12 protein-coding genes are annotated in these 14,030 nt (G+C 63.3%); 9 read left to right on the top strand and 3 right to left on the bottom strand.

Annotated elements, in window-relative coordinates:
• Positions 1-18 precede the first annotated feature (18 nt).
• Positions 19-1,380, bottom strand: a complete 1,362-nt coding sequence (locus AC1DUY_RS07780) for a serine protease (protein ID WP_478113449.1) — start codon at positions 1,378-1,380, stop codon at positions 19-21.
• A 234-nt stretch (positions 1,381-1,614) separates the two neighbouring features.
• Here AC1DUY_RS07780 and AC1DUY_RS07775 point away from each other — a divergent pair, with 234 nt between their 5' ends.
• Positions 1,615-2,415: a HesA/MoeB/ThiF family protein gene (locus AC1DUY_RS07775; protein WP_439078889.1), complete on the top strand. Its 801-nt coding sequence runs from the start codon at positions 1,615-1,617 to the stop codon at positions 2,413-2,415.
• Positions 2,416-2,473: 58 nt separating this feature from the next.
• On the opposite strand, the gene AC1DUY_RS07770 is transcribed toward AC1DUY_RS07775, so the two are convergent.
• Positions 2,474-3,475 (bottom strand): aldo/keto reductase, encoded by a 1,002-nt coding sequence (locus tag AC1DUY_RS07770; RefSeq protein WP_478113447.1) that lies wholly within the window; start codon positions 3,473-3,475, stop codon positions 2,474-2,476.
• 118 nt (positions 3,476-3,593) lie between these two features.
• Here AC1DUY_RS07770 and AC1DUY_RS07765 point away from each other — a divergent pair, with 118 nt between their 5' ends.
• Complete coding sequence (locus AC1DUY_RS07765; RefSeq protein WP_478113444.1) at positions 3,594-4,547, top strand: LysR family transcriptional regulator; 954 nt, start codon at positions 3,594-3,596, stop codon at positions 4,545-4,547.
• Here AC1DUY_RS07765 and AC1DUY_RS07760 read toward each other — a convergent pair.
• Entirely contained in the window at positions 4,524-5,627 is a 1,104-nt protein-coding gene (locus AC1DUY_RS07760) for a DUF2336 domain-containing protein (RefSeq protein WP_441278949.1), read from the bottom strand. The genes AC1DUY_RS07765 and AC1DUY_RS07760 overlap by 24 nt on opposite strands.
• A gap of 360 nt (positions 5,628-5,987) precedes the next feature.
• Here AC1DUY_RS07760 and rimP point away from each other — a divergent pair, with 360 nt between their 5' ends.
• The 7 genes from rimP (at position 5,988) to rpsO (ending at position 13,987) form a co-directional block, all read left to right on the top strand.
• Positions 5,988-6,767 carry a ribosome maturation factor RimP gene (gene rimP, locus AC1DUY_RS07755; protein ID WP_093757899.1) on the top strand — a complete coding sequence of 260 codons (780 nt, stop codon included), beginning with the start codon at positions 5,988-5,990 and terminating at the stop codon, positions 6,765-6,767.
• Between the two features lie 3 nt (positions 6,768-6,770).
• Positions 6,771-8,375 (top strand): transcription termination factor NusA, encoded by a 1,605-nt coding sequence (gene nusA / locus AC1DUY_RS07750; protein ID WP_068734140.1) that lies wholly within the window; start codon positions 6,771-6,773, stop codon positions 8,373-8,375.
• Positions 8,376-8,391: 16 nt separating this feature from the next.
• Entirely contained in the window at positions 8,392-9,180 is a 789-nt protein-coding gene (locus tag AC1DUY_RS07745) for an RNA-binding protein (protein WP_093758215.1), read from the top strand.
• Between the two features lie 9 nt (positions 9,181-9,189).
• On the top strand, positions 9,190-11,973 hold the full coding sequence (gene infB / locus AC1DUY_RS07740; RefSeq protein ID WP_089266436.1) for a translation initiation factor IF-2: 2,784 nt from the start codon (positions 9,190-9,192) through the stop codon (positions 11,971-11,973).
• A 168-nt stretch (positions 11,974-12,141) separates the two neighbouring features.
• On the top strand, positions 12,142-12,558 hold the full coding sequence (gene rbfA, locus AC1DUY_RS07735) for a 30S ribosome-binding factor RbfA (RefSeq protein ID WP_068734171.1): 417 nt from the start codon (positions 12,142-12,144) through the stop codon (positions 12,556-12,558).
• Complete coding sequence (truB, locus tag AC1DUY_RS07730; protein ID WP_093757901.1) at positions 12,555-13,715, top strand: tRNA pseudouridine(55) synthase TruB; 1,161 nt, start codon at positions 12,555-12,557, stop codon at positions 13,713-13,715. The genes rbfA and truB overlap by 4 nt, the downstream gene beginning before the upstream one ends.
• Before the next feature lie 2 nt (positions 13,716-13,717).
• Positions 13,718-13,987 carry a 30S ribosomal protein S15 gene (gene rpsO / locus AC1DUY_RS07725; protein ID WP_068734145.1) on the top strand — a complete coding sequence of 90 codons (270 nt, stop codon included), beginning with the start codon at positions 13,718-13,720 and terminating at the stop codon, positions 13,985-13,987.
• Positions 13,988-14,030 lie beyond the last annotated feature (43 nt).

The raw sequence follows: 14,030 nt of genomic DNA, 5'->3' as shown, positions 1-14,030 counted from the left end.
GGCTTCGGAGCCCGACAGCTACTTCCGCACGCAGATCACACGCACCATCGCAGCCTTCGCATCGGCCGAGCTGCCGTTCGCGTTCACGCCATTCGCTTTCACGAAATTCAGCACGAGTTCCGCGGGCACCAGCGCCGCCAGCGGTGCCGCATTCGGCGGGCCGGCAACGAGCAGTGGCTTCAACTGCGCGAGGCCCGCAAATTTGCCGTCGCTGTCGATGGCGGCTGCGCCGGAAAAACCGAACCCCGGTGCGGGTGAGAGGGCCAGTTCGCTGCCGGTGCCGACCGGCGTGGTGGACGCCTTCACGCTGGTGACGGCTGCGCCGCCGCCCTGGTTCTGCGGATCGGCAATCCCCACGAGATCGAGATTGGGCTTCGGTGCGCCTGCGCCGAGCGACAGCGGCTTCAGCTCGCGCGCGCCATAGATACGCAGCAATGCGAGATCGCGCACCTTGTCCTCGGCGACTTTGTCGGCATTGCCGTAACCGGCGACCACGATCGACATGCAGCCGTCCACCGCCTGGCGATCGGTGACGATGGCGCCGTCATCGCTCACGACGATTCCGCTGGCATATTCGACCTTCTTGCGCGGCGGCGGACCCATCGCCTGCGCCCCTGCGGGGAATGCGTTGAAGGCAGACGACATCGCGATCACCACCGGCTCCATGGTGCCTTCGGTGGCCTGATCGTAGAAGATCGAGAGGATGCGGACCTCGGAGTCCTTGAACTGGCCGCGGATGTAGAACTTCTTCTGGTTCTGCAGGCCGGACAGCACGAAGAAATCTGGCTTCACCACCTGATAGTCGATTTTGCGGCCGGGCTCCTTGCGCTCGGCCTCGGCGAGTTTCGCGGTGGAGGGCGCGTCCTCCTTGCGGCGCGCCAGCGTGATCTGGATCGTGCCGGTGGAGGACGACCATTTGCTGCCGTTCGCGTCGGAGGCCTGCTGCGGCACCAGCTTGCCGGGAATGCCAAGCCGTGCGCCGGTCACCATGTCGGTGACCATTTTCCAGCCGACATTGTCCTGAAGTTTCTTCGCTGCGGCGCGCAGCAGATCGCGCTCCTGCGGGTTCAGGACGCCGGTTTGCTTGGCGCCGTTGTCCTTCTGGAACGTCTTGATCGCATTGACCATGCGATCCGAGACCTCGCCGGTAATGGCGCCGTTATACTGTCCGGTCCACGCCAGATCCGATTGAATGCCGAGCCGCTCGGCCTGCGCCATGGCATTGGCGGTGTCGGCAGGGGTCTGCAGCGCCGGGCGGATCGGTGTGGTGGTGACCGGCTTCGGCTTGATGCCCTGCACCGCGGGAGGCGTCGCCTGCACCTGTGCGTGAGCCGCAGAGGCTGCCACGATCATCAATGTTGCTGAAAGCATCGATCTCATGACATGTCCGGTCTTGAAGCTGGTGATTGATTTCGGTGGAATTAAGCACATCTCGTGGGTCGGTGACAGCGCGGGAAGGGTTCACGACAATGCGGGACCTGATCTGTGGCTTCATCCTGAGGAGGCGCTTCTTCAGCGCCGTCTCGAAGGATGAGCTGTTCATCTCATGGTTCGAGACGCGCGCAAGAAGCGCGCTCCTCACCATGAGGGTCGGAGTTTGGAGCGACTATTGCGATGCTGAATGCCGATGAACTCGAGCGCTATGCGCGTCACATTGTGCTCCGCGAGGTCGGCGGTCCCGGCCAGACTGCGCTACAGGGCGCGAAAGTGCTGGTGATCGGCGCCGGCGGGCTTGGCGCACCGGCGCTGATGTATCTGGCGGCCGCGGGCATCGGCACGCTCGGTGTGGTCGACGACGACACGGTATCACTGTCGAATTTGCAGCGGCAGGTCATTCACGCAACGCCGGATATCGGCGCGCTGAAGACCGACAGCGCTGCCGCAAAGATCCATGCGCTCAATCCGCATGTCAGATTTATCGGCCATGCCGTCAGGCTCAATGCAGCTAATGCGATGACGCTGTTGTCGGGCTACGACATCGTGCTCGATGGTTCCGACAATTTCACCACGCGCTATCTGCTGTCGGATGCTTGCTATCTTGCAAAGAAGCCGTTGATCTCCGCGGCGCTCGGCACTTTCGATGCGTCGCTGACCACGATCCGCGCGCATGAGACTAATGCCGCAGGTGTGTTGAACCCGACCTATCGCTGCCTGTTCCCCGAAGCGCCGCCGCCGGGCACGGTGCCGAGCTGTCAGGAAGCCGGCGTGATGGGCGCGCTGGCCGGCATGGTTGGCTCGATGATGGCGCTGGAAGCGATCCGCGAGATCGTGGGCTTTGGCGAAGGGCTGGTCGGGCGTCTGCTGATGATCGACGCCCGCAACATGCGCTTCGAGACGCTGCGTTACGGGCGCGATCCGGCGAATCCGCTGAACGGGGATGCGCCGAGCATCAGGGATTTGAGTGCATATTTGTGAGGCGCTTTCTTAATCCCTCCCCGCAAGGGGGGGAGGGATGCCATTGGCCTGTGTCGTCTCACGCCCGTTTCTTTTCACTGTCCATATGCGCGAGATGCTCGTCCGGATAACGGCCGCCGGCTGCCGCATCGGCCGGGATCGCCTCCGCCAGCGCCCTGAGATGCGCGGCCTTGAGTTTCACATCCAGCGATCCCAGCGCTTCAGTGAGCCGATCCCGTCGGCGGGCACCGACCACGGGCAGAATATCCTGGCCCTGTGCGGCGACCCAAGCGATGGCGACCTGTGCGACCGAGGCACCGATGTCGTCGGCGATGGTGCGGATTTTTTCAACCAGAGCCAGATTCTGATCGATATTCGCGGCGCTGAAGCGTGGGCTGTGGCTGCGATAGTCCTTCGCGTTCATGCCGTTCTTGGTGAAGTGGCCGCCGATCAGGCCGCGCGACAGCACACCGTAAGCCGTGATGCCGATGCCGAGCTCGCGGCAGGTCGGCAGGATGTCATCCTCGATACCGCGCGAGATCAGCGAATATTCGATCTGCAGGTCGGTGATCGGATGCACCTTGTGGGCACGGCGGATGGTCTCGGAGCCGACTTCGGACAGGCCGATATGTTTGACATAGCCGGCCTTGATCAGGTCGGCGATGGCGCCGACGGTGTCCTCGATGGGTACATTGGGGTCGAGCCGCGCGGGGCGGTAGATGTCGATGACCTCGACGCCGAGCCGCACCAGCGAATAGGCCACGAAATTCTTGATCGCTATCGGGCGGTTGTCGAAGCCCATGAAGGCACCGGCGGGATCGCGCATACCGCCGAATTTGACCGAAAGCTGCAGGTTATCGTGGTCGCGGCCGCGCAGGGCTTCGGCGATCAGGAGTTCGTTGTGGCCCATGGCGTAGAAGTCGCCGGTGTCGATCAGGGTGACGCCGGCCTCCAGCGCGGCGTGGATGGTGGCAATGCTTTCGCCTCGGTCGGCCGGGCCGTAGACATCCGACATGCCCATGCAGCCGAGGCCGAGCGCGCCCACTGTGGGGCCAGTCTTTCCGAGTTGAAGGTGGTTCACTGTGGTTCTCCCAGAAGGCGGCCGGACCGATCCTTTGCCGCTGCCGCCCCGATATGAGCCCGCTCCATTGATCCGATAAGCTGGACAATCCCGAAAGGCTTGTTCACTCTGTCGAACAATGAGCGATCTCGATCTGCGCGATCTGGCGGCCTTTCTGGCCGTGGCCAGGACCCGGAATTTCCGGCGGGCTGCGGTAGAGACCCATGTCTCGGTGTCTAGCCTGAGCCAGCGGCTGCGCGATATGGAAGAGCGGCTTGGCGTTCGTTTGCTGCATCGCACAACGCGCAGTGTTGCGCTTACCGAAGCCGGAGAATTGCTGCAGCGCAAAATCGCTCCGGCTATGGGCGATGTCCATGCTGCGCTGCAGCAAGTTCGCGATTTCGGTGATGTGCCGTCTGGCCGCCTCAGGATCAACGGTCCGGCACCAGCCATCGATATCGTGGTGGCGCCGATGGTCACGCCATTTCTGCAGCAATATCCGCAGGTTGAACTTGAGATCGTTGCCGAGACGTCATTGATCGACATCGTCGCCAAGGGTTTCGACGCCGGCATTCGCTATGGCGAGGATCTGGCGCAGGACATGATCGCAGTCTCGCTGGGGCCGCCGCAACGCTTCGTGATGGTGGCTTCTTCGCAATATATTGCGCAGCATGGGCGACCTATTGCACCGCAGCAATTGCTGCAGCATTGCTGCATCAGAACGCGTTTCGACAACGGTTCTATCCCGGAATGGGAGTTCGAAAGGGACGGCCAGGTGGTCAGGATTCCCCCGCGGGGGCCGCTGCTGGCGAGTTATTCCCGGCTCGGGCTGGAAGCGGCTCGGGACGGACTTGGCTTTTACGCGGTGTTTGAGGGCTATGTGCGGGACGACCTCGCGACCGGGAGGTTGGTCAGCGTGCTGGAGGACTGGCTGCCGCCATTCCCGGGGCCGTTCCTGTATTATCCAAGCCGTCGGCAGCCGCCGCCGGCTTTGGCGGCGTTCGTGAATTTTGTGGCGGAGTGGCGCAAACGGGAGCGGCGGGCAGCCGCCCCGGAGAACCCCAGCGGATCAGAGCGGCAGGGGGATCGCTGAGGTGGTCTCGCGGGTCTGCCAGAAGGTCAGCACGCGCTGTGCCGTGGCGGGCACCAGGCGCTCGAAATTCTGCCGGGCTTCCTCGACATCGGCGGCGGCAGGCGAACGGCCAGGGCCGAGACGCAGCGTCATCAGGGCGCGGACGGTGGCCCAGGAAATTCCGATCGATTTGCCGAGGATCAGCATCGGATCGTCGCGGTCGCCTTTGAGGAGCTGGTCGATGGTCCCGATCCGCACGCCCGACAGAGCGGCGAGGGCGGCGGCGGTTTCCTCATATTGATGGGCGCGGGCAAAGCGCAACAAAGCGCCTTCGTCCAGCTCGTCGGCCTGGTGGAGCTTGCGAATGGCACGCTGCGCGGTGGCGAAGTCGCGGGTGACGGCCAGATGCGTCGGCGTACCGGTGATGTCCTGCATCGCGCGGTTGATCGCGTTGCGCAGTTGGGGGGCGGCGGCGTCGAACAGCCGACGGCGAACCACCTCGACCGACTGTGCCAACAGGTGTTTGAGTTGTTCCGGCGCGAGATCGTCGCGCTGCCCGACCGTGACGGCGAGGGCGCCATCGTCGCTGGCGCGGCGAATGAGGCCGGTATAGCCGAGCTGCGAGAAAGCGGCACCGGCATTGCCGGCGACCCGGCGGATCACGTCGCGGTCGCCGCGGCGGACGATCACGTCGGTAATGCGCGGGGTCAGCGTCGAGCGATCGGAGATCGCCAGCAGATGCGACTGGCCTTGGGCCTTGGCGATGTCGACCAGTGTCGGTTCGTCGATCAAGGGTGAGCGGCGCAACAGCGGCCCGGCGATCAGGATCTCGTCATCGCGGACGAGCAAGGCCACCAGTTGCGGCGGTGCGTTGACGAGATCAGACAGCCGTTCGGCCAGCTCGGTGCGTGCTTCGACCTCGGTTTGTGGAACCAGACTCGTCAGAACGCCGTCGAACAGATCGACATGGGCCGGCTGAAAACGGGATGCGCCCCTTAGGAAAAGCTCGGAAATCTTACGCACCGCCTCGCCGCGCCGCTTGGGATCGCCATCTCTGACGATGTTCTCCAGCCCGGGAATGAGCGATTTCGCCTCAGCCATCAAAAAATACTCAACACCACCATACGGAAAGGCTGGGGCACCCTAGATGGGGTTGATGAAGGAACGGTTAGTCCGCAGGATTGGGCTACCGCGGGTTGCAGAAATATTGCGGGGCAGCCACTGCGGCCTTGCCGGGGCGCCGGAAAAGGGCTATATCGCCCACAACTTATTAGGTTCTCATACGATCGCGTTTGAGAGTGGGCCCCTCGGGACCCGCTCTTTTTTATTACCTGAACGGACCTTGGCCATAATCCGGCGGGGCTCGCAGGGTCCAAAAGGGCCGAAAGCCCGACGCGATACACTTCTGCAGGCTGCACGCGCATTCAGACATCCTCCAACCGGAATACTTCGATCCTGGACATGACCGACCAAAACCCAGAAACCGTTGATACCGAGCTGCTTTCCGAGCCGCGCCTGGTGATCGAGCCGGGTGCTGCGGCGCGGGTATCGGCAGTCGCCACGCCCGTGCTCGAAAACCTCGGTTACCGGCTGGTGCGGATCAAAATTTCCGGCGAGCTCGGCTGCACCGTGCAGATCATGGCGGAGCGGCCGGATGGCACCATGCTGGTCGAGGACTGCGAGGCGATCTCACACGCGCTGTCGCCGGTGATGGATGTCGCCGATCCGATCCAGCGCGCCTATCGCCTCGAAATTTCCTCGCCCGGCATCGATCGTCCGCTGGTCCGACGCTCCGATTTCGAGCGCTATCATGGCTATCTGGTTAAGATCGAGATGGCTGTCGCCGTCGGCGGCCGCAAACGCTTCCGTGGCCTGCTCGGCGCTATCGAAGGCGACGTCGTACTGATCGATCGGGAAGGCGCCCGCGACGGCGAGGACCCCATCACGCGGTTGCCGCTGGAAGATATCTCCAATGCCAGCCTGGTGTTGACCGACGAGCTGATCGCCGAGTCCATGCGCCGCGGCAAGCACGCCGAGCTTGATCTCAAGCGGGAGCTCGGTCTCGCGCCGCCGCCGGCACCGCATGCCAAGCGCAGCGATCCGAAAAAGAGCTTTGCGCCGAAGCCGAAACTCAAGGTCGCGAAAGCTACCAAGAAGCCTTTGCCGAAGAATACCAAAGAACATCGTCTGGCCGCCGACCGTGCGCGCCGAGGCGAAATCGATCCCATCGAAGGAGAATGAGCTATGGCCGCTGTCAGCGCCAATAAACTCGAACTGCTGCAGATCGCCGACGCCGTCGCGCGCGAAAAATCGATCGACCGCAACATCGTCATCCAGGCGATGGAAGAGGCGATCGCGAAAGCAGCCCGCGCGCGTTACGGTTCCGAGACCGATGTGCATGCCGAGATTCATCCCAAGACCGGCCAGCTCTCTCTGACCCGCCACATGCTGGTGGTAGAGGACGTCGAGAATTCGTCTTTCCAGACCTCGCTGTTTGACGCGCAGCGCGCCAATCCGGGAGCGCAGATCGGCGACACCATCGCCGACACGCTGCCGCCGCTGGAATACGGCCGTATCGCCGCGCAGTCCGCCAAGCAGGTCATCGTGCAGAAGGTGCGCGAAGCCGAGCGTGACCGGCAGTACCAGGAATTCAAGGATCGCATCGGCGAGATCGTCAACGGCATCGTCAAGCGCGTCGAATACGGTTCGGTGATCGTCGATCTTGGCCGCAGCGAAGCCATCGTGCGCCGCGACGAGATGCTGCCGCGCGAAGTGTTCCGCAACGGCGACCGCGTTCGCGCCTATGTGTTCGACGTGCGCCGCGAGACCCGTGGTCCGCAGATCTTCCTGTCGCGCACCCATCCGCAGTTCATGGCCAAGTTGTTCGCGCAGGAAGTGCCTGAAATCTATGACGGTATCGTCGAGATCAAGGCCGTGGCCCGCGATCCCGGTTCGCGTGCAAAGATCGGCGTGATCTCGCGCGACTCGTCGGTGGATCCGGTCGGCGCTTGCGTCGGTATGCGTGGTTCCCGCGTGCAGGCCGTGGTCAACGAGCTGCAGGGCGAGAAGATCGACATCATTCCATGGTCGCCGGATATCGCCACTTTCGTGGTGAACGCGCTGGCGCCGGCGGAAGTCTCGAAAGTCGTGATCGATGAAGATCGTGAGCGCATCGAGGTTGTCGTTCCCGACACGAATAACCAGCTATCCCTTGCGATCGGTCGTCGCGGCCAGAATGTGCGCCTGGCTTCGCAGCTGACCGGCTGGGATATCGACATCCTGACCGAGCAGGAAGAATCCGAACGTCGCCAGGCCGATTTCGAAAATTCCACGCGCGTCTTCATGGAAGCGCTGAACGTCGACGAAGTCGTCGGTCAGCTGCTCGCGTCGGAAGGTTTCACCTCGGTGGAAGAACTTTCGATGGTCGATGCCAAGGAACTGTCGGGCATCGAGGGCTTCGACGACGAAACAGCGGCCGAATTGCAGAGCCGTGCACGTGAATACCTCGAGCAGCTCGAAGCTGAACTCGAAGGCAAACGTAAGGAACTGGGTGTGGAAGACGCTTTGAAGGACGTTCCGGGCGTGACCCTCAAGATGATGGTCAAGTTCGGCGAAAACGACATCAAGACCGTCGAGGATCTTGCCGGCTGCGCCACTGACGATCTGGTGGGCTGGACCGAACGCAAGGAAGGCTCCGAGCCGACCAAGCACCCGGGCATTCTCGATGCCAGCGAAATTTCGCGCGAAGACGCCGAGCATCTGATCATGCAGGCCCGCGTCGTGGCCGGCTGGATCACCCAGGCCGATCTCGACAAGGGTGCGCCGCTCGACGCCACCGAAGAAGCGTAAGGACAATGCCACGCGCATGCTCGCCATTGCTGACCAAGCAGATCTGGATAACGGCCCCCGGAGCACCAAGCCCGGGACCGAGCGGATGTGCGTGGTCACGCGGAGCGTGCGCCCGATCGATGATCTGATCCGGTTCGTCGTCGCGCCCACGGGCGAGGCGATCCCGGATCTGAAGCGCAAGCTTCCCGGCCGCGGCCTCTGGGTCACGGCCTCCCGCAAGGCGGTGACCGAGGCGGCGAAGCGCAATCTTTTTGCCAAGGGCTTCAAGAAAGCGGTCAAGGCGTCGCCGACCCTGGCCGACGACACCGACAAGCTCATGGTGCGCGGCGTCATCGAGGCGCTGGCCATAACTGCCAAGGCCGGTCAGGTGGTTTCCGGCTTCACCAAGGTCGAAGACGCCCTGCGCCGCGGAACGGTCGGTGTTCTTCTCCACGCCTCCAACGGCGCCCCCGACGGAATCCGTAAACTGGACAGCGTTGCCCGGCAACGCGTGGAATTTGACGCGGAATCCGGCGACGACGCGCCGAAACTGCCGATCATTACGGTTTTAAGCTCCGATGAATTGGATTTGGCATTGGGGCGGTCAAATGTGATACATGCTGCCGTGCTTACGGGCCCGGCGGGCAAAACGTTCCTGTCGCGCAGCCAGACTCTGGTCCAATACCGGCTGGCTGACGACGACATCAACGCAAGCGCCAAAGCTTCGCTGACAACTGCTGCGCCGGAGACGGAGCCGCTGACGCCAACGATCTCGCTGATCGAAACTTCGACGACTGTGCGACCGCGCACAACGCAACAAGATTAGGACTGCTGAATGGTTGATACGAAAACGCCTGGTGACAAGACTCTGAGCGTTCCCAGCAAGACCTTGACGCTCAAGCCGCGCGTCGAGCAGGGCACTGTGCGCCAGAGCTTCAGCCATGGCCGCACCAAGCAGGTGGTGGTCGAGAAGCGCGGCAAGCGCCGTATGCCCGGCGATGCGCCCGCGGCTGCGCCTGTCGCCGCACCAGCAACTGCTGCTCCCGCACCTGTCGAGACTGCTGCACCAGCTCCCGTTGCTGCTGCGCCGGCTGCTCCCGCTGCAACTGCTGCGCCCGCGGCGCCGGTTGCGCGCGCTGCTGCGCCTGCACCGGCCGCACCGGCTTCCCGCACTGCTGCCCCTTCTCCCGCAGGACGCAGCTCCGCTCCGCCTCCCGCAGCGCCGCCGTCGCGCGCGCCGCAGCGCCCGCAGCCTCCGGCCCGTTCGGGTTCGGGCGTCGTGCTCCGCACCCTGACCGAAGAAGAGCGCAATGCCCGCGCCAGCGCGCTGGCCGATGCCCGCGTGCGCGAGCAGGAAGAGCGTCGCCTCGCCGAGATCGAGGCTGCCCGCCGCAACACCAAGGAATTCAAGGAACAGGAAGAGCGTGAAGCTGCCGAAGCCCGTCGCAAGGCCGAGGAAGAGCGTCACCGCCAGGAAGAAGAAACCAAGCGCCGCGCCGAAGTCGAGGCCAAGCGCCGTCAGGCTGAAGCCGATGCGAAGGCCGCCAAGCCGGCCACGACGACGGCCCGTCCCGGCGCCACCTCAACTACGCCTGCGCGTGCGCCCGGCGTCGCTGCCGACGGCACCGACGAGGATGAAGGTCCACGCGTCATTCGCCGTGGTCCCGGCGGCGCCGCGCGCCCCGTGATTGCGCCGAAGCCCACTGCCAAGCCCGGTCCGCAGAAGGAGCGCGGTCGTCTCACCGTCGTCACCGCGCTGTCGGCCGGCGACGTCCGCGAGCGTTCGATCGCCTCGTTCCGTCGCCGCACCCAGCGTCTGAAGGGTCATCAGTCGAACGAGCCGAAGGAAAAGCTGGTTCGTGAAGTCACGATCCCGGAAGCGATTACGATTCAGGAGCTCGCCAACCGTATGGCCGAGCGCGCCGTTGACGTGATCCGCCTGCTCATGAAGCAGGGCGCGATCCACAAGATCAACGACGTCATCGACGCCGACACCGCGCAGCTGGTGGCCGAGGAAATGGGCCACACGGTCAAGCGCGTCGCCGAATCGGACGTTGAAGAAGGTCTGTTCGACAAGGTCGATGATTCCACCGATACCGAGCCGCGTTCGCCGGTCGTGACCGTCATGGGCCACGTCGACCACGGCAAGACCTCGCTGCTCGATGCGTTGCGTCATGCCAATGTGGTGTCCGGCGAAGCCGGCGGCATCACGCAGCATATCGGCGCTTATCAGGTCACGTCGCCCGAGAGCGGCAAGAAGATCACCTTCATCGATACGCCAGGCCACGCTGCGTTCACCGCGATGCGTGCCCGCGGCGCCAAGGTCACGGATATCGTCATCCTTGTGGTGGCGGCCGATGACGGCGTCATGCCGCAGACCATCGAAGCCATCAACCACGCCAAGGCAGCCGGCGTGCCGATGATCGTGGCGATCAACAAGATCGACAAGCCCGATGCCAAGGCGGAGCGCGTGCGCACCGAACTGCTGCAGCATGACGTGCAGGTCGAATCCTTCGGCGGCGACGTGGTCGACGTCGAAGTGTCGGCGAAGAACAAGACCAACCTCGACAAGCTCCTGGAAATGATCGCACTGCAGGCCGATATTCTCGACCTGAAGACCAATTCGGAGCGTCCGGCGGAAGGTACCGTGATCGAAGCCAAGCTCGATCGTGGTCGTGGTCCGGTGGCGACCGTGCTGGTTCAGCGCGGCACCCTGAAGGTCGGCGACATCATCGTGGCCGGCGCCGAAATGGGCCGTGTCCGCGCGCTGATCTCCGATCAGGGCGAGACGCTGACCGCGGCAGGTCCGTCGGTGCCAGTCGAAGTGCTCGGTTTCAACGGTCCGCCGGAAGCTGGCGATCGTATGGCCGTGGTCGAGAACGAAGCTCGCGCCCGTGAAATCACCGGCTACCGTGCCCATCAGAAGCGCGAGAAGTCCGCGGCTTCCACCAACGGCATGCGCGGTTCGCTCGAGCAGATGATGAGCCAGCTGAAGACCTCGGGTCGCAAGGACTTCCCGCTGATCATCAAGGCCGACGTGCAGGGTTCGCTTGAAGCGATTCTCGGCTCGCTCGAGAAGCTCGGCACCGATGAAGTCGCTGCGCGCATCCTGCATGCGGGCGTCGGCGGCATTTCGGAATCGGACGTCACGCTGGCGGAAGGCTTCAACGCCGCCATCATCGGCTTCTCGGTTCGTGCCAACAAGGAAGCCGCTGCTGCTGCCAAGCGCAACGGCATCGAAATCCGCTACTACAACATCATCTACGATCTCGTGGATGACGTGAAGAAAGCCATGTCCGGTCTGCTCGCGCCCACGCTGCGCGAAACCATGCTGGGCAATGCGCAGATCCTCGAAGTGTTCAACATCTCGAAGGTCGGCAAGGTTGCGGGTTGCCGCGTCACCGACGGAACCGTGGAACGCGGCGCGAATGTGCGCCTGATCCGCGACAACGTCGTGGTGCACGAAGGCAAGCTGTCGACACTGAAGCGCTTCAAGGACGAAGTGAAGGAAGTGGCGTCAGGCCAGGAATGCGGCATGGCGTTCGAGAACTACGGCGACATGCGCGCCGGCGACGTGATTGAGTGTTACCGCGTGGAGACCATCCAGCGCTCGCTGTAAGTCCAAATCTTACAGAGAGACCGGATTTAAACGAGACGTCATGCCCGGCCTGCGCGAAGCTAGCTTCGCTAGATGGCCGGGCATCCACGTCTTTGAATTTCAAAAGAGCAGTCGTGGATGGCCGGGACAAACCCGGCCATGACGAATTTTGTTTTCGTAGGGAAACCGATGCCCAAGCATCACCAGAAGTCCGCCGCGCCGGGCGGCTCGCAGCGTCAATTGCGCGTCGGCGAGCTGATGCGCCACGCGATTGCCGATATCCTGTCGCAGGGTGGGGTCCACGATCCCGTTCTGCAGACCACCATCATCACCGTGCCCGAGGTGAAGATGTCGCCCGATCTCAAGCTCGCCACCGTCTATGTGATGCCGCTCGGCGGCCAGAACACCGAACCGGTGCTGAAGGCGCTCGCGGCGAACAAGAGCTTCCTGCGAACCGAGGTCGCGTATCGCGTGAACCTCAAATACGCCCCCGATCTTCGCTTCCGCATCGATGAGCGCTTCGACGAAGCCGAACGCATCGACAAACTTTTGCGCACGCCTGCCGTTGCGCGCGACCTCAAACCAGACTCGGACGAAAACGAATGACTGTGACGACCCCAGCCGCCGCCCTCGATTCACGCCTCGATGAAGCGGGCAATGGCGAGCCCACCCTGTCTCCGGCCGTGCAGCACGGCGACCACGGTCAGCAAGGTGACCGCGGCGGCAATGACCAGCGTCAGCATCAGGGCCATCGCGGCAATAACGATCCCCGCCATCAGGGCGGCAAGCAGCGTCAGCAGGGCCAGGTCCGGCGCGATAAGCGCGACGTTCATGGCTGGGTGATCCTCGACAAGCCGATCGGCATGACCTCGACCCAGGCCGTGGCGATCGCCAAGCGCCTGTTCCAGGCCAAGCGCGCCGGCCATGCCGGTACCCTTGATCCGTTGGCGTCCGGCGGTCTGCCGATCGCGCTCGGCGAAGCCACCAAGACGGTTCCGTTCGTGATGGACGGCCGCAAGCGCTATCGCTTTACGGTCGCTTGGGGCGAGGAACGCGATACCGACGACACCGAGGGCCGTGCGACCTTCACCAGCCCGAATAGGCCAACGGCCGACCAGATCAGGGCTCTGCTGCCGCAATTTACCGGCAATATCGAACAGACCCCGCCGCAATACTCGGCGATCAAGATCCAGGGCGAGCGCGCCTATGATCTCGCCCGCGACGGCGAGGTGGTGCCGCTGGTTCCCCGACCGGTTGTGATTCACGAATTAGTCCTGACAGAACAGCCAGATAGCGACCATGCCGTGTTCGAAGCCGAGTGCGGCAAGGGCACTTACGTGCGTGCGCTGGCCCGCGATATCGGCCGTTTACTCGGCTGCTACGGCCATATCAGTGCGCTCCGGCGTACCCTGGTCGGACCTTTCGCCGAAGCCGACATGATTCCGCTGGAACAGTTGGAGGCTTTGTGCGATAGAGCCGCGTCTGGCGAGGGTAGCCTCGCCGACGCGCTACTGCCCGTTGAGACCGCGCTGGACGACATCCCGGCACTGGCCGTCACACGGGCGGATGCGGCAAGGCTCCATCGGGGCCAAGCCGTTTTGTTGCGCGGACGGGATGCGCCCGATTGTAGCGGCACAGTTTATGTCACGGTGGCAGGGCGATTATTGGCCCTCGCTGAAGTTGGCAACGGCGAACTCATCCCCAAGCGCGTGTTTAACCTGACCGGACTGACCGCCAGTTCGGCCCGCAAAGAAAGTAACTGACGATGTCGATTACCGCAGAACGCAAAGCGGAAGTCATCAAGACCAATGCCAACAAGACCGGCGACACTGGTTCGCCGGAAGTCCAGGTTGCGATCCTCTCCGAGCGCATTGCCAACCTGACCGGACACTTCAAGACCCACACCAAGGACAACCATTCCCGCCGTGGTCTTTTGAAGCTCGTCTCCACGCGTCGTTCGCTGCTTGACTACATCAAGCGCAAGGACGAGGCGCGCTACAAGGCGCTGCTCGAGAAGCACAACATTCGCCGCTAAGCGAAATCACGCGCGCAAAAACCCTTTGCGCGCGTTTTTTGTA

Source organism: Tardiphaga sp. P4_G1, assembly GCF_056401215.1.
This window is presented reverse-complemented; position numbering and strand designations above follow the sequence as displayed.